Below are 22,867 nucleotides of genomic sequence, written 5' to 3'. Positions count from 1 at the left end.
TGCTCCTGACTCCTGATGCGGAAGGTGCACGAGGGAGCAGGCTAAGGGGAATTGACGCGCCGTGGGAGGGGCGCGGCGGGCGGTGACCGCGCCCGGCCGCACCTCGTTCTCCCTGGCATGAACCGGAGATGGACGGTGACCTGGGTGCTCTGCGCCGTGGTCGCCTGTGGGCTGTTGTGGGTGTGGCCGCTGCGCGACCCCGCCCGGATATCCGCCGCCGCGGCGGTGGTGAGCGCCGTCGTCGCGCTGTTCGGAGTGCTGTCCCTGTGGGCCTGGCGCGCGGACGGCGGCCGGGCCGCCGACGGCGACCAGGTCGCGGCGGCGGCGGAGGTGCTGGCCCGGACGGTCCTCGGGCAGTGGCAGGACGAGGCGGTCCTGCGCCAGTTGTACGACCCGAAGCCCCTGCCCGTGGTCTGGTCGGACTCCTCCCGGCCGGGGATCTCCGACCACCGCCGGCTGGTGGGCGGCCCGGTCGTGTGCAGTACCGGCGCCGAACCCCGGGAGCTGGCGGGGGCGTTCGGCTCGCTCCCCCGCCGGCGCCTGGTCGTCCTGGGCCCGGCCGGATCGGGGAAGACCACCTTCGCCGTCCTGCTCCTGCTCGCCCTGCTGCGCACCCGCTCCGCCGGCGACCCCGTACCGGTCCTCCTCCCGCTCTCCTCCTTCGACCCCGCGCGCGAGAGCGCCGGGGCCTGGCTGCGCCGCCGCCTCGCCACGGACTACCCGGCGGCGGCCGACACCCGCGCCCACGGGGCGACCGTCGTCGACGACCTCCTCACCGGGCACCGGGTGATCCCCGTGCTCGACGGGCTCGACGAACTCCCGGAAGGCGCGCGGGCGGTGGCCCTGGCCTCCCTCAACGACACGCTCCCGGCGGACAGCCCGCTCGTCCTGACCTGCCGCACCGACGACTTCGCACGCGCCGTGGCGAAGAGCGGCGTCCTGACCGGGGCCGCGGTGCTGGAGCCCGCGCCCGTGGCCGCCGACGACGCCCTGGAGCTGCTGAGGCTGGCCGCGCCGCCGGGCCGCCACGAGGAGGGCTGGCGCACGCTGGCCCGGCACCTGCGCGACCGGCCCGGGGGCCCTGCGGCCCGCGCCCTGCGGAGCCCGCTCATGGTGGCCCTCGCGCGGGCCGTCTACGCGGACGACGACAACGACCCCGCCGAACTCGCCGACGCGCGGCGCTTCCCCACCCCCGCCGCCGTCGAGCACCACCTGCTCGACGCCCTCGTCCCGGCCCTCTACCGCCGCGCCCTGCGCCGGCACCCGGACCGGCGCTGGGAGCCCCGGCAGGCCCGGCGCCACCTCGCCCGGATCGCGGCGGGGATGAGCGCCCGGGGCACCTACGACCTCACCTGGTGGGAGCTGTACCGGTGGACCCCCTGGCTCGCCGGGGCCTGGCGGCGCGCCTGCACGTGGGCCCTGCTGACCTGTGCGGCGCTGCTGCTGACCACGGCGGCCCTGGCGGCCGTCCTGGGCGTGCCGGCCTGGCCAGAGGCGCGGCGGTGGTTCCCCCTGTCCGTGCTGGAGGTGCCGATCGTGGCGTGCGTGCTGGGCGCCGCCGGCCTGGTTCCCGCGCGGGAGCGCGGCCTGGCCCGGACGTCCGTGCTGGCCGCCGCCGTCTCCCTGTGCGGCGGGCTCGGGGCGCCGGGGTCGTCGTGGTTCTACTACCGGGGCTTTCCCCCGGGGGTGGTCGCGGCCGCGATCGGCTTCCTCTGCTTCGGCCTGTGGCTCGTCGTGCTGGGCACCGGCCTGCCGTCCCCTCCCGCCGCGCCGAGCGGCAGCCGTCCCGCCCGCCGGCACCGGCGCCGGCGGCTGCTGCGCGCGCTCGGGCTCGTGGCCGCGGTGGTCGCCATCAGCGGGGCGGTCTTCGCCGGTTACGCGCTCGCCGGGTTCGAGTCCGCCCTGCCGCCGGGGGGAGCGCCCTGGGGGCTGGTGCTGGGGGCGGTGGCGGGGGTCAGTCTGGCCGCGCTGGACTGGGTGCGGGCGCCCTTCTCCGCCGACGAGGTGGCGACGGCCGCGTCCTCGGTCCGGGCGGACCGGCTGGTCTCGCTGATCGGCGCCGCGGCCTGCGCGGTGGTCTTCGACCTCCCCGAGGCGGTCGTGCGGTCGTTGCCCTCGGTCGCGTCCGATCCGCTGCGCACCACGATGGTCGCGGCCGTCGTCGGTCTCTTCCACGGGGCCGTCCTGGGCGCCTCGGTCGCGCTGGCCGCGCGCTCCTGGCCGTACTACGCCGTCGCGCGGCTGTTCCTCGCGGCGCGCGGTCAACTCCCGTGGCGGCTCCAGGCGTTCCTCGCGGACGCGCACCGGCTCGGGATCCTGCGGCAGGTGGGGCCGGTCTACCAGTTCCGTCACGCGCGCCTCCAGGACCACCTGGCCGGGGACGCCGTCCGCGTCCGGCCGCCGGGGCCGCGCAGGGACGGTTCTCCGGTCCGCGTACAACCTCAGGGGTCCCCTACGCGTCTTTGATGTGGTGCATCACAGGTGTGGGTGCACCACATCCCGACAAAGAGGTTGTTTTAGTGCTGTGTTCCCGATGTCAGTCCAACCCGGCCGCGGAGGAAGGGGGGTTGTGCGTCGCCTGCCGGGCAGGCGGCATCAGTGCCCCGCCGGTGCCGCCGCAGCCGTACGCGCAGCAGGTGCCGCCCGGTTACCCGGCCCCGCCGCCGTACGCGCAGCAGGTGCCGCCCGGTTACCCGGCTCCGCCGCCGTACGCGCAGCCGCGCCCGGGCCCGCCCGCGTGGCTCGCCTCCCCCCGGGGGCTCGCGCGGGCCGCCGTGGTCCTGCTGGGGGTGTGCGCGCTCGCCGACGCCTTCTCCGTGGTCGCCAACTGCAATCTGTTCTCGGTGTCGGACCGGCTGGCGGACGACGTGCTGTCCCTGGAGGAGGGCGAGGCCGACCGGGCCGATCTGCTCGTGGCCGTCGCGGGGTTCCTGCAGTCGCTCGCCCTGCTGGCCACGGCCGTCGTCTTCATCGTCTGGTTCCGGCGGGTGCGGATCAACGCTGAGGTGTTCCGGCCGGACGGGCACCGGATGCGCCGGGGCTGGGCGGTCTGGGGGTGGCTCACGCCCGTCGTCAACCTGTGGTTCCCGAAGAGGATGGCCGACGACGTGTGGGCCGCGAGCCTGCCGTACGCGCCGGACGGCTCGCCGCTCCGGGTGTCGCGCGCGGTCATGAACTGGTGGTGGGGCCTGTGGATCGCCACCCTGTTCCTGGGCCGCGGGACCAGCCGCATGTACCTCATGGCCGAGACCCCGGAGGAGATCCGCGCCGCCGCCGTCGCGATGACCGTCTCGGACGCCGTCGACGTCCTGGCCGCCGTCGCCGCCGCCCTGTTCGTCCGCCGGCTGACCGCCCTCCAGGACGAGAAGGCACACCAGGGCCCCGTGCTCCCGGCCCCGTCGCCCGCCTTCGGGTGAGCCGCCCCCGGTGAGCCCGCTCCCCCACCGGCCCCCACCCCCCTCTGGCCGGAAGCGCCGCACCCCCCGAAGATGGACCGGGCAAAGATCGGTTCCAGGACGCGGAGGCGCGAGGGCATGACCAACAGCGGTGCGGTGCGCGACAACGAGCCGGTGACCACCGTCCCGGCGGGACGGCTGCGCGGGACCGTGAACGGGACGGTCGCCGCCTTCCGCGGCATCCCCTACGCGGCCTCGCCCGTGGGCGCCCTGAGGTTCGCCCCGCCCCGGCCGCATCCCCGGTGGGACGGCGAGCGGGACGCCTCCGCGGCCGGACCGTCCGTACCGCAGGGGCCCTCGCGGCTGGCGTCGGTGATGGGCCCGCGCGTTCCCGACGGGGACGAGGACGGCTGCCTCACCGTCAACGTGTGGACTCCGCTCGCGGCCCTGGAGGCCGGGGCGCCGGCCCGGCCGGTGCTGCTGTGGTTCCACGGCGGCGGCTTCGCCGGCGGCTCCGCCGGCTGGGACTGGTACGACGGCACCCGGCTCGCCGCGCTCGGCGACATCGTCGTCGTCACCGCCAACTACCGTGTCGGCGCCCTCGGCTGGCTCCACCTCCCGAAGGACGGCGCCGACAACCTCGGCTCCCGCGACCAGGCGGCCGCCCTGCGCTGGGTGCACGAGACCGTCGGCGCGTTCGGCGGCGACCCCTCGCGCGTCACCGTCGGGGGGCAGTCGGCCGGCGCGTACTCGGCGCTCGCGCTGGCCGTGGACCCGGCCACGGCCCCGCTGGCGCACCGGGTGCTGGCCCAGTCGGGCCCCTTCGGGATGCCGCTGTGCGAGCCGGAGAAGGCGGAGGCGACGGCCCGGGAGCTGCTGGACGCCCTCGACTGCGCGGGCGACGTGGAGCGGTTGCGCGCCGTTCCGGTCGGGGAGCTGCTGGACGCCACCGCCCGGCTGACCGCGCGCACCGCGCGCCCGGGAACGGCCGCGCCGTCGTTCGTGCCCGTGCGCGGCGGGGCCGGCCATCCGCGGACTCCGCTCGACGCGGTGCGGGACGGCGCGCTGGCCGGGCGCCCCCTGCTGATCGGCGCGACCACCGACGAGTCGACCGCGTTCGGGCTCCGCGACCCGGCCGCGACCGAGCGGTTCAACGCGGCCGGTGACGAGATCGCGCGCCTCTCGGCCGCGCAGGGCGCCGAGACGTACGTCTACCGGTTCGGCCGCCGTCCCGACCCGGACCCGTCGGCCCTCGGCGCCACGCACTGCGCCGATCTGCCGTTCCTGTTCGGCACGTTCGACGCCTTCGCCGGCGCGCCGATGCTGGGCGCGGTGACCGCCGCGGACCGCGCGCTGTCCGCCTCCTTCGCCGGATCCGTCGCCGCGTTCGTCAACGGCCGTGCGCCGTGGCCGGCTTGCGGGCCGGACGGGCGGCGCGTGCACGCCTTCGGCCTCACGGCCGCGCACGGGGCGGGGTGACGGGGGGGGCGGGCCGCCGCCCGTCCTCGCGGCGCCCCCGCCGATGTCCCCGACAGCGACCCCCACCGACGACCCCGCCGACGACCCCGCGACAAAAAGATGGTGCGTGCTGCACCGGTCCTTGATACGTTGCGCCGCATGATCGCGTGCACCGCCCAGAGCTGGTTCCTCAAGCCCCGCAGCGCCGCCTAGCGGCAAGCTGCGACCGGCACGTCCGGCGGCTTCGCCGCACTCCGGTTCCCCGCCGGTGCGGTGCTCGACGCTGCCCGGCTCCGACGACGACTCACCTCGCGGAGCACCCTCATGAACGACCGGAACCACCCCACCACGCCCCCCGGCGATCTGCGCGATCTCCTGCCCCCGGCCGGGCCGGCGCTCACGGCCGCGCCCGCCGCCCTCACGCGCTGGGTCACCCGCAACGCCTCCCGGCTGGCCCCCCTAGGCCCGGGGGCGGACCCGGACGCCCCGCACGCCGGCCTGGAACCGCTGCGCGACCTCGTCGGCGACGCCCGCGTCGTCGCCCTCGGCGAGAACGCGCACCAGATCCGCGAGTTCGGCCTCCAGCGCCACCGCATGCTGCGGTTCCTCGTCGAGGAACTGGGCTTCACCGCCTGGGCGATGGAGTACGGGGCCGCCGAGGGCCGCGCCGTGGACGCCTGGCTGCGCGGCGGGCCCGGCGACATCGACGGCCTCCTCGCGCCCGGCACCACCGCGGGCCCGGCCGGCGGCACGTTCGTGCCGGGCCTGGGGCTGCCCGTCGAATGCCGGGACACCCTGCGCCGGCTGCGCCGCCACAACGCCGGGGCCGCCCGGCCCGTCCGCTTCGTCGGCTGCGACATCCCCCGGGCGGGCGGCTCGCTCGCGCCGGTCCTGGAGCCGGTCGCCGTCTATTTGGCCGCCGTGGATCCCGGTGCGCTGCGCTTCGTGGAGGCGGCGCTGGAGGTCTCCGAGCCGATCGCGGGCGGGACGGTCATGGTCCCCGCCCGCGCCCGGCTCACCCTGGACCCCGCCGCGCAGGACCGGCTCACCACCGCGCTCGCCCGGCTGCTGGGCCGCTTCACGGACCTGCGCGAGGTCTACGTCGACCGGAGCGGGCCCGCCGCGTACGCCACCGCCCTGTCGGACGTCCGCGCGGCGGTGACCACCGACCGGGCCCAGCGGGCCATGGCCGAGGCTCTGGCGGGCGCGCCCGACGGGCCGGGGTTCGCCGCCCGGGAACGCTATCTGGCGGACACCCTGCTGGAGTTCCTGGAGCGCTCCGCGCCGGACACCCGCGTCGTGCTCGTCGGGCACAACGCCCACATCCAGCGCTCCGCCAACGATGCCGACGGCCCCCTGGCCGTGACGACCATGGGCAACCTGCTCTCCCGGGCCCTCGGCGCCGACTACGTCCCCATCGCCCTGACCGGCAACGGCGGCGAGACCGTGGAGAACGTGCCCGACCCGGACCACCCGGCCGGCATGCGCTGGGGCCGGGCCGCCACCCCCGAGGCCGTGCCGGACAGCGTCGAGGCGCTGTTCGCGGAGGTCTCCGGCCGGCCGGCCCTGGTGGACGCCCGGGCGCTGCGCGCGTTCGCCCGCCGGCACGGGCTGCCGGAGCCGGTGCGCACCCGGCTGGACACGGCCTTCATCGAGATCCCGGTCCTGGAGGCGTTCGACGGGATCGTCTGCGTCCCCGGCACCTCGGTGAGCGCCGACATGCCGCGCTGACGCCGCCCGTCGGGCCCCGGCGCGCCGGGTGCGGGCGGCCGAGCCGCGGTCCCCGGGCCGCTGTTCGGTGGCCGGTGAGGGTCAGGTGACGTCCTTCGCGATGCGCAGCGGCAGGTGGGTGAAGAAGGCGACGGCCTCCTCGCGCCACCAGCCGCCCCACTCGGCCGCCTCGGCCGCGGCGCGCTCGGCGTACCGGCGCAGGTCCGCGCGGAACCGGGCGTCGGTGCCCCGGCGGCGGGCGATGTCCCTGACGCGGTCGAGGGTTTCGGGCGGGGCGCCGGGGTCGCCGAGGGCGGCCTCGACCACGGCGCGGTCCGCGGGGCCGGCCTCGGCCAGGACGGCGCGGAGGGCGTAGGTGCGGCGGCCTGCGCGCAGGTCGCCGCCCGGCGGCTTGCCGAGGGCGTCGTCGTCGCCGAAGAGGTCGAGGTGGTCGTCGCGCAGTTGTCCGCAGATCCCGGTCAGGGTGGCGTAGCGGCGCAGCCGGGCGTCGTGGGGCGCGGGGTCCTCGCCGGCGGCGAGGAGGCCGAGGCGCAGCGGGGCGAGGACGGAGTAGCGGGTGGACTTGTACTCGGTGACGGTGTGCAGGAGTTCCGCGTCGGGCAGGTCGTGGAAGTCCCGTTCCAGGTCGAGGATCTGGCCGGCGATCGCGTCGGTGGCCGCGCGGGTCTGGACGTCCAGCATGGCCTGCCGCAGCGGTGCGGGGGCGTCGGCGTCGAGCAGGACGCGGACGGACAGGAAGGCGGCGAGGTCCCCGGCGAGGACGGCCAGGCCGAGGGCGGTGCGGTCGTGGCCGGGGAAGGCGTGGCGGTAGGCGTGGTGGGTCGAGGGGCCGCCGCGGCGGACGGGCGAGTCGTCGATGATGTCGTCGTGGACGAGCCCGTGCGTCTGGAGCAGTTCGACGCTCAGGGCGGCCTCGGCCAGGCCGGGCGGGTTCTCGTCCGTGGTGACCAGGCGGGCCGCCTCGTACAGCAGGACGACGCGCAGCCGCTTGCCGCCCCGCAGCGACAACTCCCGCAGGAGGTCGAGGCATTGGGGGGTGAAGCGGCTGTGGGGCGGCGTGTCGAACGTGGCGGCCAGGCGGGTGAAGTACGCGGCGAAGGCGGCGTCGAAGCGGTGCCGGTGGGCGGCGAGTCGCTCCTCGGTGGCGGCGGCTGCCGTGGGGGTCATGGGGGCCTTTCCGGGGTGTCGGTGCGCTGCCCCAATGTACGGGGGCGCGGGGTGCTCATCCTTCGCCGGCCTCGGCGCGCACCTCCTCCGCGGTCGTCTCCCGCAGGCGGCCGTCGAGGCGCAGCCAGCGGGTGATGCCGAGGGACTCCAGGAAGCGGAGGTCGTGACCGGCGACGATCAGGGCTCCTTCGTAGGACTCCAGGGCGGTGGTGAGCCGGCGGACGCTCGCCGTGTCGAGGTTGTTGGTGGGTTCGTCGAGCATGAGGAGCTGTGGGGCGGGGTCGGCGAGCAGCAGCGCGGCCAGGGTGGCGCGGAAGCGTTCGCCGCCGGAGAGGCCGGCGGCCGGCAGGTCGGCGCGGGCGCCCTTGAAGAGGAAGCGGGCCAGGCCCGCCCTGATGTGGTTGTCGGTGGTCGCGGGTGCGAAGCGTGCGACGTTGGCGGCGACGGAGAGTTCCCCGTCGAGGAGGTCGAGCCGCTGGGGCAGGAAGCGCAGCGGGACGTGGGCCGTGGCCTCCCCGGCCGGCGGGGCCAGCTCCCCGGCGATGGTGCGCAGGAGCGTGGTCTTGCCGGCGCCGTTGCGTCCCACGAGCGCGACGCGTTCGGGTCCGCGGAGCTCGAACTCGCCGTCCACGCGGGCCCCGTGGGCGAGCCGGAGCCCGGAGAGGGTGAGGACGGTGCGGCCGTGGGGGACCGCCGTGGCCGGCAGGTCGACGCGGATCTCGTCGTCGTCGCGGAGGGCCTCGGCGGCCTCGTCGAGCCGTTCCCTGGCCTCGGCGAGCCTCTCCTCGTGCAGGAGGCGGTGTTTGCCGGCGGACACCTGGGCCTGGCGTCTGCGCTCGCCCATGACGACCTTGGGTTCGCGTTTGGTGTCCCACATCTTCTGGCCGTAGCGCTTGCGGCGGGCCAGTTTGACGTGGGCGTCGGCCAGTTCGCGCTGCTGCCGGCGCAGGTCGGACTCCGCGGCGCGCACCAGGCGTCCGGCCGCCTCCTGTTCGGCGGCGAGCTGCTGTTCGTAGGCGGAGTAGCCGCCTCCGTACCAGGTGACGTCGCCGGAGCGGAGCTCGGCGATCCGGTCCACGCGCTCCAGGAGTTCGCGGTCGTGGCTGACGACGACCATGACGCCGTTCCACGCCTCGACGGCGGCGTAGAGGCGGCGGCGCGCGTACAGGTCGAGGTTGTTGGTGGGTTCGTCGAGGAGGAGGACGTCGGGCCGGCGCAGCAGCAGGGCGGCCAGCCGCAGCAGGACGCATTCGCCGCCGGACACCTCGCCGGCGGTGCGGTCGAGCCCGATGCCGCCCAGGCCCAGCCCGTCCAGCACGGCCCGGGCGCGCTCCTCGACGTCCCAGTCGTCGCCGACGGCGGCGAAGTGCTCCTCGCGCGCGTCGCCCGCCTCGATGGCGTGCAGCGCGGCGCGGGTGGCGGCGATGCCGAGGACGTCGTCGACGCGGCGCGCGGTGTCGAGGACGGCGTCCTGCGGGAGGTGCCCGACCTCGCCGGTGACGCGGACGCTGCCGGCGGCCGGGGCGAGTTCGCCGGTGATCAGCTTCAGCAGGGTGGACTTTCCCGACCCGTTGAGGCCGACGATCCCCGAACGGCCGGGGCCGAAGGCCGTGGTGAGGCCGTCGAAGACGGGTGTTCCGTCGGCCCAGGCGTAGGAGAGGGAGGTGCAGGTGATGGATGCGGTGGTGGCGGTCATACGGGCCTCGTTCCGTCGCGCGGGGTGCACGGGGGTGGGACGTGCGGGGGGAGGGACTGCGCGGAGGGACACCGCGGGTGCGACGGGCCGGGGCGGCGGGGATCGCCGGGGATCCCCGTCCGGGGGCGGGAGGACGGCTCGATGCGTCGAGGTCGCACACGGGGCGCGGGCAGCGGCACGCGAGGGCGGCACGGCTGCGCGGCGCGGTGTCTCAGGACCTCAGACGAGCAACGGCCTTCTCCGATCGGCGGCGGCAGGGACGGTGTTCACCGTAGGGGGCGCGCCGGGGCGGGGCAACGGATTTTCGGCGGGCCCCCCGCGCGTGCCCCGCTCGTGGCCGCCGGGCCCTGCGGCCGGATCCGCCGGGTCCGCGAACTGCTCGCCGGGGTGCGGCCATTGAGTTTCCAGGTCACGTGACCTAGTCTCGCCGTCATGGACGATGATCTTCAGTACGACCCGGCCGGCCCGGTGCTCGTCGTCGGCGGCTACGGAACCGTCGGCGCCGAGCTGGCCCGGCTCGCGGCGCCCTCCTGGCCCCTGCTGCTCACCGGGCGCACGCCCGGGCGCGGACGGGCGCTGGCCAACGAGCTGGGGGCGGACGTACGGCGCTGGGACCTGGGCGACGCGGAGCCCTTCTCCGCACGGCCCCGGGCCGTCGTCGGCACGGTGAACGACCACGACGACCGGGTCCTGCGCGCCGCGCTGCGCGGCGGAGTGCCGTACGTCGACATCACGCGCTGGACGACGCGGCTGCAACGGGCGCTCGCGGTCGCGGCCGTGACGCCGCCCAGGGCGCCGGTGCTGCTGTCCTCCGGCTGGATGGGCGGGGTCAGCCCGCTCGTCGCGGCCGCGCTGGCCGACGGCCTGGGCGGGGCGTCGTCGGTGGAGATCGCCGTCCGGTACGACCTGCGGGACCGGGCGGGCGCGGACTCCGTGGAGTTCATGGACCGCCTGGGGCTGGACTACGAGGTGACCGAGGGCGGCCGGCGGCGGCCGGTCACCCCGCTGAGCGGGGCCGGCCGCGTCACGATCGGCGGGCACCGCACCACGGTCGCCCGGATCGACACCCCCGAGCAGTTCACGCTGCCGGCGGCCCTGGGCGTCGACACGGCCGTCACCCGCATCGGCTTCAGCGCCACCGCCTCGACGACCGCGCTCCTCGCCCTCGGACGGACCGGCTTCTTCCGGTGGGGGCGGGGCGACAGGTTCCGGGCGCTGCGCAGGTCGCTGCTGTACTCGCCGGGCGAGGGCGGCACCGCGCTGGTCCGCGTCGACGTGCGCGGGCGCGGCGCGGCCGGGGAGCACCGCACCGCCGTCGTCCGCGACCCGGCCGGACAGGCCCATCTCACCGCCGTCGGCGCCCTGTTGGGGCTGCGCCGGGTGCTCGGCGAGGACGGCGCGCCCGCGCCCGCCGGGGTGACCTTCCCCGAGGCGACGCCGCGGCCCGGCCTCGTCCTGACGGCCCTGGAGAAGGCGGGGGCCGAGGTGACGGTCGCATGAGCGGGGCGAGGCTGACCCGGCGCGGCGACGCCCGCCGGACCAGCCTCCTCGACGCCGCCGAGACCGTGCTCGTCGCCCGCGGGCACGCGGACGCGTCCCTGCGGGCCATCGCCGACGAGGCGGGCGTGCGCATCGGGCACCTCCAGCACTACTTCCCGGCCCGCGCCGACCTGGTCAAGGCCGTGCTGGAGCGGGCCCTGGACCGCTCGCTGGAGCGGCTGGCGGCCGCGACCGGCCCGCGGGCCGACGCCGCGGACGCGGTCGCCGTCCTCCTGGCCGAGCAGGAGGACCCCCGACTGGTGCGGCTGTACGTCGAGTTGTGGGCCCTCGCGGCGCGGGACGAGGACGTCGCCGAGGTCGTCCGGGCGTTCTACGGCACGTACGTCGGCCACGTCGAGGCGTTCCTGCGCCGGCTGCGGCCGGAGCGGACGGCCGCGTTCTGCCGGGCCCGCGCCGAGACCTTCGTGGCCCTGCTCGAAGGCGCCGCCCTGCTGCGCTCGGGGATCGCCGGGAAGCGGTCGGGGGCCGTGGACGCGCACCTCGCCGAGCAGGCGGTGCGCCTGCTGCAGGACGGGTGAGCGCCGGCCCCCTCCCTCGGGGGCCGGGGCTCCCCCCGGGGGAGGGCTCCCCGGCCGGGTGAGACGGGTGAGGGGCGCGGCGGGGCACAAGGCCCGTCCCCTCCTGCGCCACCCGGTACGGTCCGGACGGTGAATCGCCCCCGGCCTGGCCGGAATTGCGGGCTGGCCGTCGGCCTCGTGCGCCGGGAAGATACTTCCCTGACCGGAGGGACCGGACGGAAGGGCGGGGAGCGGATGGAGCCGCGGCGAAGAGGGTTACGGAGGGGACGTTCCGGGGTTCGCGGGACGGCCGGGGTGTGGGTGAGCGGCGCGCTGGCCGTGGCGCTCGCCGGAGCGGGCCCGGCGGCCGGCACGGCGGCGGCCGCGCCCGCACCGGCCGGACCGGCCGCGGCAGCGGCGGCGGCGTGCGGGACGGACCCCGGGGCCGAGGGCCTGGCGAGCCGTCCGGTGGACGGCAGTCTGGTCTCCGTGGGCCGCGCGGACGGCCGGACCGCCCAGTTCCAGCTGTTCCAGGACGCCACGGCGACGCGAGGGCTGCCGTTCGTCTGGCACCGCGAACAGGACGCCCCCGGCGGGGCGTTCGGGCCGTGGAAGCGGGTGAGCGCCGCGACCGTCGGGCCGAAGAGCTACGCCGTCACGGCGGTCGAGAACTCGGCGGGCGACCTCGAACTCCTCTTCTCCGCCTACGGCGTCTTCTGCCACACGGTCGAGGACGACGAGGGCCACTGGAGCGCGCCGGACGCCTTCGGTCTGGCGCCGACGCCCTACCACGGCGGCGTCGTGCTGTTCAAGGAACGGGACGGCGGCATCGACGCCTTCGCCTCGGGAGCGTACGGCGGCGGCTCGATGGAGGTGCGCCACCAGCAGGACGCCGACACCGGCTGGGGCCCGGTGCGTTCCCTGGGCCGGGTGCCGGAACCGGACGTGGGCCTGAGCCAGCCCTCCACCGTCGAGCAACTCCCCGACGGACGGCTCCACCTGACGGCCCGCGAGTGGAACCGGGACCGCACCTGGGAGATCCGGCAGACGGAGCCCGGCGGCGGCTGGGGCCCGTGGCGGCTCCTGACCGCGGGGGCCGCGCCGGCCCCACGGACCGCCGCCGCGGACGGCGCGCACCGTCCGCCGGCCTCCGTACCGGCCGACCAGGCGTCCGCGCCGAGGAGGTAGCGCCCGGAGGCGCGCTCAGCCCACCGCCCGCCGGACCAGCTCCGCGATGCGCGCCTCCACCTCGGGTGTCACCTCCGTCAGTGCGAATGCGGCGGCCCACATCGGGCCGTCGTCCAGCTTCGCGAGGTCGCTGAACCCCAGGGTCGCGTAGCGCGCCTTGAACTTCCCCGCGCCCTGGAAGAAGCAGAGCACCTTGCCCCCCAGCGCGTAGGCGGGCATCCCGTACCAGAGCCGCGGCTCCAGGGCCGGGGCGGCGGCGGTGACGACGGCGTGGACGCGCTCGGCCAGGGCCCGGTCCGCGTCGTCCATCTCGGCGATCTTCGCGAGCACGTCCCGCCGGGCCTCGGCCGCCTTCTCGGCGCGCGACATGCGGCGCGCGGCCTTCTTCAGCTCCTGGGCGTGCTCCTTCATCGCGGCCCGCTCCTCGGCCGTGAATCCTTCGTAGGCGTCGCCGTCCTTGCTGCTCATGGCAGGTCTCCCCGTTGAGGTCCGCTGGTGCGATCCGGTGGTCCGGGCCGGTGTTCCGGTCCGGTGGCAGGACCATAACGCGGGCCACCGACAACGGCTCTCCGGCGGCCGGGAGGGCCTCAGGCCACGGCGGCGGAGGCGCCGGGCGCCAGGAGCCGGGCCAGGGCGCGGCGGGTGCGCTCGGGGGCGCGGGGGTCGGCGAAGAGCTGGAGGTCCTGGTTCAGGACCAGGTAGAGGCCGACGATCTCGTAGGTCAGCTGCTCGGGGTCGGTGTCCGGGGACAGGTCGCCCGCCGCGACGGCGAGGCGGATCTCGCCGGCGAGCCGGCGGCGCCAGAGGCGGCCGAGGCGGACCACCGCGTCGCGGACCCGGCCGCCGCGCGCGTCGAACTCGACGGAGGCGGTGGCGAAGAGACAGCCGCCGGGGAAGGTCTCGCGTTCGCTCTCCAGATAGGCGATCCACGCCTCGCAGACGGCACGCAGCCGGGGCAGGCCGGGCGCCGCGTCCTCGGCGGGCCGCCAGACGGCGCGGACGAAGACGGCGGCCGCCTCGTCGAGGGCGGCGAGCTGGAGGGTCTCCTTGGTGCCGAAGTGGCCCAGGACGCCGGCCTTGCTCATGCCGAGGTCGGTGGCGAGGCGGCCGATGGTCAGCCCTTCCAGGCCGTCCACCGAGGCGATCGCGACGCCGCGTTCGACGATGCGGCGGCGGGTGGCGCGGGCTTCGGCGGCGGACTTGCGGGGGCTCATCCGGCCATCCTAGCCGCCCTCCTCCCATTTAGCTTCCGACCGGTCGGTTGCTATATTCCCGCCACCGAACCACTCGCGAACGAGGAGACCGACCGTGCCGGGTTCCCGCATCACCGCCCTGGGCCACTACCAGCCGTCGCGCGTCCTGACCAACGACGACCTGGCGGGCATGGTCGACACCAGCGACGCATGGATCCGCCGCCGGACCGGCATCGCCACGCGCCGCATCGCCGCCGACACCGAATCGGTCGCCGACATGGCGGCCGCCGCGGCGGCCAAGGCGCTCGCCGCCTCCGGCCTGGACCCGTCCGAGATCGGCCTGGTGACCGTGGCGACCTGCACGGCCGTGGACCGCTGCCCCTCGACCGCCGCCCAGGTCGCCGGGCGCCTCGGCATCCCCTCCGCCGTGGCCTACGACCTCAACAACGGCTGCGCGGGCTTCTGCACCGCCCTGGCCTCCGCCGACCACTCCGTCCGCGCGGGCGCGGCCCGCCACGCCCTGGTCATCGGCGCCGAGAAGATGTCCGCCGTCACCGACTGGACCGACCGCAGCACCTGCGTCCTCCTGGGCGACGGGGCCGGGGCCGCCGTCGTCAGCGCCGCCGACGAGGAGGGGATCGGCCCCGTCGTCTGGGGCTCCGACCCCACCCGCGCCGACGCCGTCCGCCTCGTCGACGACTGGCACCCGCACTTCGCCCAGGAGGGCCAGACCGTCTTCCGCTGGGCCACGGGCGAACTCCCCGCCGTCGCCCGCGAGGCGTGCCGCCGCGCCGGCCTCGCCCCGGCCGGCCTCGCGGGCGTCGTCACCCACCAGGCCAACCTGCGCATCATCGAGTCCGTCGCGCGCCAACTCGACCTGCCGGAGGGCGTGGTGGTCGCCCAGGACGTCGTGGACTCGGGCAACACCTCCGCCGCGTCCGTCCCCCTCGCCCTGGCCAAGCTCACCGAGCGCGGCGAACTCCCCTCCGGCGGCCCGGTGCTGCTGCTCTCCTTCGGCGGCGGCCTCTCCTGGGCGGGCCAGGTCGTCACCTGCCCCTGAGGACGCGCGACGCCGCGGGAAGGGGCGGCCCGGTCACCCGCCGGCGGCGCCGTCGAGGCCCTCCCCGCGCGGATCCGCGGGCCCGTTGCGCCGGGCGTACTCCGCGACCATGTCGGCGATGACCCTGCGCAGGGATATCGGCTCACCGGCCGGCCGGCGCATCCCCGTGCCGTCCAGGAACGCCGCCGCGGCGACGAGCCGGCGGGGACCGGGCACGTTCGTCATCGTCTTCCTCCCTCGGGCGGGACGGGACCGGACACGGCCGAGTGTCGCAGGCACCACTGACAACGGGGCCCCGCCGCACGCCCCTTGCGCCCCGGCCCCCGGCGCGCCGCCGTCCGCGGACCCGCCCGCCGCCGTCACCCGGACGGCCCAGCCCCGCTCCCCCGCGGTTGCCGCCCCCGCCCCCGGCGCCCGGTAATGGGAGGGCCATGACCGGCCCCGCCATGAACCGCCGCCACTTCCTCGGCACCGCCGCCGGGGCGGGAGCGGGCGCGCTCGTCGCCGGCTGCACGGCGGGCGGGGGCCGGACGCCCGCGGGCCCGGCGCCCACCGTCGCCGCGGAGAACGAGCGCCCCGGCGACCGCGATTGGGGACTGCGACGGCGCGGCGGCGACCGCGCGGTCGAGGGGTACGCGGACCGCCCGGCCGTACGGCCCGGAGAGGCGTTCCGCCTGCACGTCTCCACGACCGCCGGGGGCTTCCGGGCCGAGGCGTTCCGGATGGGCTGGTACGGCGGGGCGCAGGCGCGCCTGGTCTGGGCCTCCGGGCGGATACCCGGCGGCCCGCGGCCGGTCGCCCCGGCCACGGGCCCCACCCGTACCGTCGCCGCCGGCTGGCCCCCGTCGCTGGAGGTGTCCACCCTCGGCTGGCCGGAGGGCGCGTACCTGATACGCCTGACCGCCGACTCCGGCGCCCAGCGGTACGTGCCCCTCACCGTCCGCTCGCGCACGACCGCCGGACGGCTCGTCCTGGTCAACGCGGTGGCCACCTGGCAGGCGTACAACACCTGGGGCGGCCACAGCCTCTACCACGGCCCCGGCGGCAAGGGCGACTACACCGCCCGCTCGCTGGCGGTCAGTTGCGACCGGCCGTACGACGGCGACGGCGCGCCGCTGTTCACCACGTACGAGCAGCCGGCCGTCGCCCTGGCCGAGCGGCTGGGCCTGCCGCTGGCCTACCTGACCACCATGGACATCGACCGCGAACCGGACATCCTGCGCGGCGCCCACGGCGTCGTCTCCCTCGGCCACGACGAGTACTGGACGCCCGCCCTGCGCCGGGCCGTCACCGCCGCCCGCGACGCGGGCACCAACGTGGCGTTCCTCGGGGCGAACGCCTGCTTCCGCCGGATCCGCCTGGAGAACTCCGCGGGCGGCGACCGCCGGCTGGTGGTCTGCTACAAGACGGACGCGGCCCGCGACCCGCTGTACGGCAGGGACGACGCCGCCGTCACCACCGACTGGCGGGCGCCCCCGCACCCCGACCCCGAGCACTCCCTCACCGGCACCCTCTACGAGGCCAACCCGGCCACCGCCGACTACGTCGTGACGGAGCCGGACCACTGGCTGTTCGAGGGCACCGGCGTCCGGCGCGGAACGGCGTTCCGCAATCTGGTGGGCACCGAGTACGACCGGGTGAACGGCGGCGCGACGACGCCCCGGCCGATCGAGGTCGTCGCGCACTCGCGGCTGGTGTGCCGGGGCGTGCGCAGCTACGCGGACTCGGCGTACTACACGACGCCCGGCGGGGCGGGGGTGTTCAACACCGGCACGATGCGCTGGGTGGAGTCGCTCACCGGCGACGGCGGCCACGGCATCCCGCCGGACACGGCCCGCTTCACCGGCCGGGTCACCGCCAGCCTCTTCCGTGTCTTCGCCGCCGGACCGGCGGGGCGGTCCCGTCCGGCCGCGGACAACCTGGACGCCCACCGTCCGTACGAGGGCGACCCCGTCTGGTCCGGCCGGGACCTGTGGTGATCAGCCGCGCGACGACCGCCCGGAGAGCCGCTCCACCAGCACCGCCGCCTGGCTGTGCTCGACGTCCTTGGTGGCGGTGAGCAGCGTGAGGTCCTGGCCGGTGGCCAGTTCGCGCAGATGGTCCACCGCCCGGCGGCGTCCGGGCTCGCGGAGTTCGTCCAGGTAGCGGCGGCGGAACTCGGGGAAGCGGTCCGGCCGGTGGCCGTACCAGCGGCGCAGCTCCGTGGACGGCGCGACGTCCCGCAGCCACTCGTCGAGGTGCGCGTCCTCCTTGCGGATGCCGCGCGGCCAGACACGGTCGACGAGGACGCGGGCGCCGTCGGAGGCGGAGCTCTTCTCGTACACCCTGCGGCAGGCGACGGTCATGGCGTGCTCCTCCCTGGGATGCGCCCCCGGTCCGATTTTACGGGCCGTCCCGGGCGCCCGCCCGGCCCCGCGGGCCGCCGCCGCGAACCCGCCCGGGGCCCGACGGTTCCCCGCCCGCCCGAGTGGAAAGGGAACCAGAGACCCGGGCGGACGCGGAGGGAGAAGGGCATGACCGACGGCGAGGACCCCGGCGACCTGGCCCGGATGCGCCTCGCGGTGTATCTGGAAGCGCTCCGGGCCCGTATGCCGCGCGCGCAGTACGACCTGCTCACCGAGGTCCTGCGCATGTGGGCCGAGGCCGGCGGCGGCACCATACGGCTGAGGATGGACGACGAGGAGCGCGAGCTGTTCACCCAGGAGGTGCAGCACGAACTCCTCGTCGTCATGGGCCTGATCGGCGCCCAGGTGCCCGGCCACGAGGACCGCGCCGACCACGTCGTCGCCCGCCTCGGCGACGGCGAGCACGCCAAGGGCGTCATGTCCCTCGTCCCTCCGGACGTCGCCCGCGACAGCGCCAAGCTGCGGGCCATGCGCGACAAGGTCGACGCGGTGCAGAAGCAGCGCTCCCAGGACCTGGCCGAGACGGAGGGCATCGCCCGGGCGAGCGGGATGCTGCCGGAGCCGGCGGAGGACGAGGATCCGTGACGGCCCGGGGCCTCAGGCCGCCGCGTCCCGCTGCGCCAGCGCCGCCCGCTTGACCGCCGAGGCCACGGCCTGGGTCGCCTTCTCGTTGAAGACGCTGGGGACGATGTAGTTGGCGTTGAGCTCGTCCTCGGTGACCACGTCGGCCAGCGCCTCCGCCGCCGCCAGCATCATCTCCGTGTTCACCGTCCGCGACTGCGCGTCCAGCAACCCCCGGAAGACACCCGGGAACACCAGCACGTTGTTGATCTGGTTCGGGAAATCCGAACGCCCCGTCGCCACCACCGCCGCCGTCCGCCGCGCCACCGCCGGATCCACCTCCGGATCCGGATTCGCCAGCGCGAAGACGATCGCCCCCTCCGCCATCGCCGCCACATCCGCCTCACCCAGCACATTCGGCGCCGACACACCGATGAAGACATCCGCGCCCCGCACGGCCTCCTTCAACGTCCCCGTCACCCCCTCCGGATTGGTGTTGTCCGCGATCCAGCGCAGCGCCGACTGCGGATCCGCACCCACCAGGTCCTCGCGCCCCGCGTGGACGACCCCGTGGATGTCGGCCACCACCGCGTGCTTGACCCCCGCCGCCAGCAGCAGCTTCAAAATCGCCGTACCCGCCGCGCCCGCACCCGACATGACGACCCGTACGTCACCGATCCCCTTGTCCACCACCCGCAGCGCGTTGGTGAGCGCGGCCAGCACCACGATCGCCGTACCGTGCTGGTCGTCGTGGAAGACCGGGATGTCCAGCGCCTCACGCAGCCGCGCCTCGATCTCGAAGCAGCGCGGCGCCGAGATGTCCTCGAGATTGATCCCCGCGAACCCCGGCGCGATGGCCCTGACGATCTCCACGATCGCGTCCGTGTCCTGCGTGTCCAGACAGATCGGCCACGCGTCGATCCCCGCGAACCGCTTGAACAGGGCCGCCTTGCCCTCCATCACCGGCAGCGCCGCCTTCGGCCCGATGTTCCCCAGACCCAGCACCGCCGACCCGTCCGTCACCACGGCCACCGCGTTCCGCTTGACCGTCAGCCGGCGCGCGTCCTCCGGATTCTCCGCGATCGCCATGCACACCCGCGCCACCCCCGGCGTGTACACCATCGACAGATCGTCACGGTTGCGGATCGGATGCTTCGACGCCATCTCGATCTTGCCACCCAGGTGCATCAGGAACGTACGGTCGGACACCTTCCCGACCACCACACCCTCGATACCACGCAGCTTCTCCACGATCTCGTCCGCATGGGCCGTCGACGTCGCGGCGACCGTCACGTCGATACGCAGCCGCTCATGACCGGACGCGGTGACGTCCAGGCCGGTCACCGATCCGCCGGACGACTCCACGGCCGTGGTGAGCTGGCTGACGGCTGTCCCGCCGGCGGGGACCTCCAGTCGGACGGTCATCGAGTACGAGACGCTGGGCGCCGGTGCCATCGGGGTGGTACTTCCTTCTTGTGCTTCTGAGGGGGGGAGTTGGAGGGGGTCAGACCGCGGCGGCCCGGGCGTGCGGGCGGGCCAGGTTGTCCGGGTGGAGGATCTCCTGGAGCCGCTCGGGGGTGAGCAGGCCCTTGGCCAGGACGAGGTCGTGCACCGAGGCGCCCGTGGTGAGGGCCTCCTGGGCGACGGCGGTGGCCTGTTCGTAGCCGATGTGCGGGTTGAGCGCGGTGGCCAGGCCGATGGACTGGCCGACGAGCCGGGCCAGGTGCTCGCGGTTGGCGGTGATGCCGCCGACGCAGCGCTCGGCGAGCGTCAGGCAGCCGGCCCGCAGGTGGGCGAGGCTCTTGAGCAGGCTGTGCGCGATGACCGGTTCGAAGGCGTTGAGCTGGAGCTGTCCGGACTCGGCGGCCATGGTGACGGTCACGTCGTTGCCGATGACCTCGTAGGCGATCTGGTTGACGACCTCGGGGATCACCGGGTTGACCTTGCCCGGCATGATGCTCGAACCGGCCTGTACGGGCGGCAGGTTGATCTCGGCGAGGCCGGCGCGCGGGCCGCAGGAGAGCAGCCGCAGGTCGTTGCAGGTCTTGGAGAGCTTGACGGCGATCCGCTTGAGGACGCCGGAGAGCTGGACGAACGCGCCCATGTCCTGGGTGGCCTCGACGAGGTCGCCGGCGACGGTGAAGGGGATGCCGGTGATCCTGCCGAGGTGTCCGCAGGCGGTCGCGGCGTACCGGGGGTGGGCGTTGAGGCCGGTGCCGATGGCGGTGCCGCCGAGGTTGATCTCGCGCAGCAGGGCGGTCGCCTCGTCGAGGCGGGCGCGGTCCTCGTCCAGCATGACGGCGTAGGCGGCGAATTCCTGGCCGAGCGTCATCGGCACGGCGTCCTGGAGCTGGGTGCGGCCCATCTTGAGGACGTCCGCGAACTCCCCGGCCTTCGCGGCGAACGCGTCGCGCAGCACCGCCATGGCGTCCAGCAGGCGGGCGGCGGCGAGGTGCAGCGAGAGCCGGACGGCGGTGGGGTAGACGTCGTTGGTGCTCTGGCCGGCGTTGACGTCCTCCAGCGGGTGGAGGTGGCGGTAGTCGCCCTTGGCGTGGCCGAGGAGCTCCAACGCCCGGTTGGCGACGACCTCGTTGGCGTTCATGTTGGTGGAGGTGCCGGCGCCGCCCTGGACGACGTCCACGACGAACTGGTCGTGCAGCCGCCCGGCGCGTATCTCCTCGCAGGCCGCGACGATGGCGTCGGCCTTGGCCGCGTCCAGCAGGCCGAGGTCCCGGTTGGCCTGTGCGGCGGCCTGCTTGACGGCGGCGAGGGCGGTGACGAGGTCGGGGTGGGCGGAGATCGGGGTGCCGGTGATGGGGAAGTTCTCGACGGCCCGCAGGGTGTGGACGCCGTAGTAGGCGGCGGCGGGGACGTCGCGGTCGCCGAGGAGGTCGTGCTCGGAGCGGGTCCCGGCGGTGGTGAGGGGGTCGGGGGCGGGGGCGGAGGCCGGCATCGGAATCCGATCGGTGCGTGGGGGGCGGTGGTCGGGGGTCAGGCGGTGGCGGGCACCGGGGCGGCGAGCGCGTGGCGCAGCGCCTCGGCGCGGCCGGCCGGGTCGGTGGCGGCCAGGGCCGCGGAGAGCACGGCGATCCGGGCCTGGCCGGCGCGCAGGGTGCCGGTGAGCACCGCGCCGGCGGCCGCGAGGTCGACGGCCCCGCCGTGGGTGTAGATCTCGGCGACCGGTCCGGTGGGGACGCGCGTGGTCAGGGCGACGAGGACGCCGCGGGCGACGGCCGCCTCGACGGCGGCGCAGATCTCGGGGGTGGCGTTGCCCGCGCCGGTGGCGACCAGGACGATGCCCTGGGCGCCCGCCGCGACGGCCGCCTCGAAGAGCACCGGGTCCGCGTCGCAGTGGTGCATGACGACGTCGACGCGGGGCAGCGGGCCGGTGGCGGCGGGCACGGGCAGTGGCGCGGGGCGCTCGGGGCGGCGGTGGACGACGACGCCGTCGGCGCTCACGTCCGCGACGGGCTCGCCGGAGGGGTCGGCGAACGCGTCGGCGGCCAGCGTCTGGACCTTGACCGTGCCGCGCGCGGCGTGCGCCCGGCCGTCGAAGACGACGAGGACGCCGAGGCCGCGCACGGTGGCGGCGGTCAACAGGGCGTCGTGGAGGTTGCGCGGGCCGTCGCCCTCCGGGTCCTCCAGCGGGCGCTGGGCGCCGGTGAAGACGACCGGGCGGGGGTCGTCGTGGTGCAGGTCGACGAAGAAGGCGGACTCCTCCAGGGTGTCCGTGCCGTGGGTGACGACGACGCCGTCGACGGCGGGGTCGGCGAGCACCTCGCGCACGGTGCGCAGGAGGGCGATCTGGTGGGCGGTGGTGATGCGGGCGCTGTTGACGCTCATCAGGTCGACGACCCGTACGGTCACGCCCTCGGGGACGGCGGCCGTGGCGAGGACGTCCCCGCCCGCGGCGTCGGCGGCGTAGCCCGAGCCCTGCCAGCGGCTGGCTATGGTCCCGCCGGTGCTGATGACGACGACCTGTCCCACGTACGCGCTCCTTCTGCCCGCTGCTTGCCTGCTTCGTCCGGTGATGCCCGACCGGACGGGGGGAACTGTAGAACGAATCGCGCGCAATCGGTTTGCCGATTCCGGCGGGAAATCCCGGCGACCGTGGCGGATAATCGCGCCGTGGACCAGATCGACAGGAATATCTTGCGCGAGCTCCAGGAGGACGGCCGCCTGACCATCCAGGAGCTCGCCCAGCGGGTGGGCCTCACGGCCTCGCCGTGCATGCGCCGGGTGCGCCAGCTCGAACAGGACGGGGTCATCCGGGGCTACCGGGCGGTCATCGACCCCGAGGCGGTCGGGCGCGGCTTCGAGGTCCTCGTCTCCGTGGAGGTCAGGCGCGACCGGCGGGCCGTCGAGGAGTTCGAGGCGGCGCTCCAGGAGATCCCGGACGTCGTCGAGGCGTACCGGCTCTTCGGCAGCCCCGGCTGCCTGCTGCGGATCGCCGTCGCGGACCTCGGCTCGTACGAGCGGCTGTGGATCGAGCGCCTCACCACGCTCTCCGGCGTCACCGAGGTGAACTCGCAGATCATCATGAAGCGGATCAAGGAGCCGAAGGGGCTGCCGGTCGACGGCTGAGGGCCCCCGGCCTCGGGCCTCAGGCCCCGGGCGCCCTGGGCAGGAGGAGCGTCTCCTCCGGGAAGCACCAGGCCCAGTCCTCGCCGGGCTCCCGGGAGGCCATCACCGGGTGGTCCGTGCCGCGCCAGTGCGCGCGGGCGTGGCGGCGCGGGGAGCTGTCGCAGCACCCGACGTGGCCGCAGGTGAGGCACATGCGCAGGTGCACCCAGCGGGTGCCCTCCCGCAGGCAGTCCTCGCAGCCCTCGGTGGTGCCGGGGGTGACGTCCCGGACCTCGGCGGCGTGCCGGCAGCCCTCGTCGGTGGGGGTGCCGTCGGGACCGGCGATCACGTAGGCGGTCGGCATGGTTCCGAGCGTAGGACGTCCGCGGCGGC

At 75.7% G+C, this 22,867-nt stretch carries 21 protein-coding genes; 11 read left to right on the top strand and 10 right to left on the bottom strand.

Annotation, left to right across the window (positions count from 1 at the left end):
- Positions 1–117 precede the first annotated feature (117 nt).
- The 4 genes from AC230_RS05395 to AC230_RS05380 all read left to right on the top strand — a co-directional run bounded on the left by AC230_RS05395 (position 118) and on the right by AC230_RS05380 (position 6,584).
- Positions 118–2,466, top strand: coding sequence for an NACHT domain-containing protein (locus tag AC230_RS05395; protein WP_078870960.1), 2,349 nt, complete (start codon positions 118–120; stop codon positions 2,464–2,466).
- Positions 2,467–2,567: 101 nt separating this feature from the next.
- A complete protein-coding gene (locus tag AC230_RS05390; protein ID WP_241833085.1) occupies positions 2,568–3,416 on the top strand; it encodes a DUF4328 domain-containing protein in 849 nt (282 codons plus the stop codon).
- Between the two features lie 117 nt (positions 3,417–3,533).
- Positions 3,534–4,874: a carboxylesterase/lipase family protein gene (locus tag AC230_RS05385; protein ID WP_049714733.1), complete on the top strand. Its 1,341-nt coding sequence runs from the start codon at positions 3,534–3,536 to the stop codon at positions 4,872–4,874.
- A 303-nt stretch (positions 4,875–5,177) separates the two neighbouring features.
- On the top strand, positions 5,178–6,584 hold the full coding sequence (locus tag AC230_RS05380) for an erythromycin esterase family protein (RefSeq protein WP_049714732.1): 1,407 nt from the start codon (positions 5,178–5,180) through the stop codon (positions 6,582–6,584).
- Positions 6,585–6,665: 81 nt separating this feature from the next.
- Here the strand turns inward: AC230_RS05380 and AC230_RS05375 are convergent, their stop codons facing one another.
- Together AC230_RS05375 and AC230_RS05370 are read right to left on the bottom strand one after the other, a co-directional pair.
- Positions 6,666–7,751, bottom strand: coding sequence for a polyprenyl synthetase family protein (locus AC230_RS05375; RefSeq protein ID WP_049714731.1), 1,086 nt, complete (start codon positions 7,749–7,751; stop codon positions 6,666–6,668).
- Positions 7,752–7,806: 55 nt separating this feature from the next.
- Positions 7,807–9,447: an ABC-F family ATP-binding cassette domain-containing protein gene (locus tag AC230_RS05370; protein ID WP_049714730.1), complete on the bottom strand. Its 1,641-nt coding sequence runs from the start codon at positions 9,445–9,447 to the stop codon at positions 7,807–7,809.
- Positions 9,448–9,879: 432 nt separating this feature from the next.
- Here AC230_RS05370 and AC230_RS05365 point away from each other — a divergent pair, with 432 nt between their 5' ends.
- The 3 genes from AC230_RS05365 to AC230_RS05355 all read left to right on the top strand — a co-directional run bounded on the left by AC230_RS05365 (position 9,880) and on the right by AC230_RS05355 (position 12,692).
- The gene (locus AC230_RS05365) at positions 9,880–10,947 is read left to right on the top strand and encodes a saccharopine dehydrogenase family protein (RefSeq protein ID WP_198535418.1); all 1,068 of its coding nucleotides are present in this window, start codon (positions 9,880–9,882) and stop codon (positions 10,945–10,947) included.
- Positions 10,944–11,525: a TetR/AcrR family transcriptional regulator gene (locus AC230_RS05360; protein ID WP_049714729.1), complete on the top strand. Its 582-nt coding sequence runs from the start codon at positions 10,944–10,946 to the stop codon at positions 11,523–11,525. The genes AC230_RS05365 and AC230_RS05360 overlap by 4 nt, the downstream gene beginning before the upstream one ends.
- A gap of 300 nt (positions 11,526–11,825) precedes the next feature.
- A complete protein-coding gene (locus tag AC230_RS05355) occupies positions 11,826–12,692 on the top strand; it encodes a PLL family lectin (protein WP_157868513.1) in 867 nt (288 codons plus the stop codon).
- Between the two features lie 15 nt (positions 12,693–12,707).
- Here the strand turns inward: AC230_RS05355 and AC230_RS05350 are convergent, their stop codons facing one another.
- A complete protein-coding gene (locus tag AC230_RS05350) occupies positions 12,708–13,160 on the bottom strand; it encodes an iron chaperone (protein ID WP_049714727.1) in 453 nt (150 codons plus the stop codon).
- 119 nt (positions 13,161–13,279) lie between these two features.
- The gene (locus AC230_RS05345) at positions 13,280–13,906 is read right to left on the bottom strand and encodes a TetR/AcrR family transcriptional regulator (protein WP_049714726.1); all 627 of its coding nucleotides are present in this window, start codon (positions 13,904–13,906) and stop codon (positions 13,280–13,282) included.
- A 94-nt stretch (positions 13,907–14,000) separates the two neighbouring features.
- On the opposite strand from AC230_RS05345, the gene AC230_RS05340 reads away from it, so the two are divergent.
- Positions 14,001–14,945, top strand: a complete 945-nt coding sequence (locus AC230_RS05340) for a beta-ketoacyl-ACP synthase III (RefSeq protein WP_049714725.1) — start codon at positions 14,001–14,003, stop codon at positions 14,943–14,945.
- A 33-nt stretch (positions 14,946–14,978) separates the two neighbouring features.
- Here the strand turns inward: AC230_RS05340 and AC230_RS05335 are convergent, their stop codons facing one another.
- Positions 14,979–15,170, bottom strand: coding sequence for a DinB family protein (locus AC230_RS05335; protein WP_049714724.1), 192 nt, complete (start codon positions 15,168–15,170; stop codon positions 14,979–14,981).
- Positions 15,171–15,376: 206 nt separating this feature from the next.
- Between AC230_RS05335 and AC230_RS05330 the strand changes: the two genes are divergently transcribed.
- Positions 15,377–16,924 (top strand): N,N-dimethylformamidase beta subunit family domain-containing protein, encoded by a 1,548-nt coding sequence (locus AC230_RS05330; protein ID WP_078870959.1) that lies wholly within the window; start codon positions 15,377–15,379, stop codon positions 16,922–16,924.
- On the opposite strand, the gene AC230_RS05325 is transcribed toward AC230_RS05330, so the two are convergent.
- Entirely contained in the window at positions 16,925–17,290 is a 366-nt protein-coding gene (locus tag AC230_RS05325; RefSeq protein ID WP_049714723.1) for a DUF488 domain-containing protein, read from the bottom strand.
- A 168-nt stretch (positions 17,291–17,458) separates the two neighbouring features.
- Between AC230_RS05325 and AC230_RS05320 the strand changes: the two genes are divergently transcribed.
- Complete coding sequence (locus tag AC230_RS05320; RefSeq protein ID WP_241833084.1) at positions 17,459–17,935, top strand: hypothetical protein; 477 nt, start codon at positions 17,459–17,461, stop codon at positions 17,933–17,935.
- 12 nt (positions 17,936–17,947) lie between these two features.
- Here AC230_RS05320 and AC230_RS05315 read toward each other — a convergent pair whose 3' ends face one another.
- Genes AC230_RS05315 through AC230_RS05305 form a run of 3 tightly spaced genes read right to left on the bottom strand, consistent with a single transcriptional unit; the run spans position 17,948 to position 21,898 of the window.
- Entirely contained in the window at positions 17,948–19,366 is a 1,419-nt protein-coding gene (locus AC230_RS05315; RefSeq protein WP_049714721.1) for an NAD-dependent malic enzyme, read from the bottom strand.
- A gap of 49 nt (positions 19,367–19,415) precedes the next feature.
- A complete protein-coding gene (gene aspA / locus AC230_RS05310; RefSeq protein WP_049714720.1) occupies positions 19,416–20,864 on the bottom strand; it encodes an aspartate ammonia-lyase in 1,449 nt (482 codons plus the stop codon).
- 38 nt (positions 20,865–20,902) lie between these two features.
- Complete coding sequence (locus tag AC230_RS05305; RefSeq protein WP_049714719.1) at positions 20,903–21,898, bottom strand: asparaginase; 996 nt, start codon at positions 21,896–21,898, stop codon at positions 20,903–20,905.
- A 141-nt stretch (positions 21,899–22,039) separates the two neighbouring features.
- Here AC230_RS05305 and AC230_RS05300 point away from each other — a divergent pair, with 141 nt between their 5' ends.
- Entirely contained in the window at positions 22,040–22,495 is a 456-nt protein-coding gene (locus AC230_RS05300) for an Lrp/AsnC family transcriptional regulator (protein ID WP_049714718.1), read from the top strand.
- A gap of 19 nt (positions 22,496–22,514) precedes the next feature.
- Here the strand turns inward: AC230_RS05300 and AC230_RS05295 are convergent, their stop codons facing one another.
- Positions 22,515–22,838 carry a UBP-type zinc finger domain-containing protein gene (locus AC230_RS05295; protein WP_049714717.1) on the bottom strand — a complete coding sequence of 108 codons (324 nt, stop codon included), beginning with the start codon at positions 22,836–22,838 and terminating at the stop codon, positions 22,515–22,517.
- Between the last annotated feature and the right edge of the window lie 29 nt (positions 22,839–22,867).

This window comes from Streptomyces caatingaensis (assembly GCF_001187435.1).
In the GTDB taxonomy this organism is placed as follows: Bacteria; Actinomycetota; Actinomycetes; order Streptomycetales; family Streptomycetaceae; genus Streptomyces; species Streptomyces caatingaensis.
Note: the sequence above shows the minus strand (reverse complement) of the source record. Positions and strands in the feature narration are given on the sequence as shown.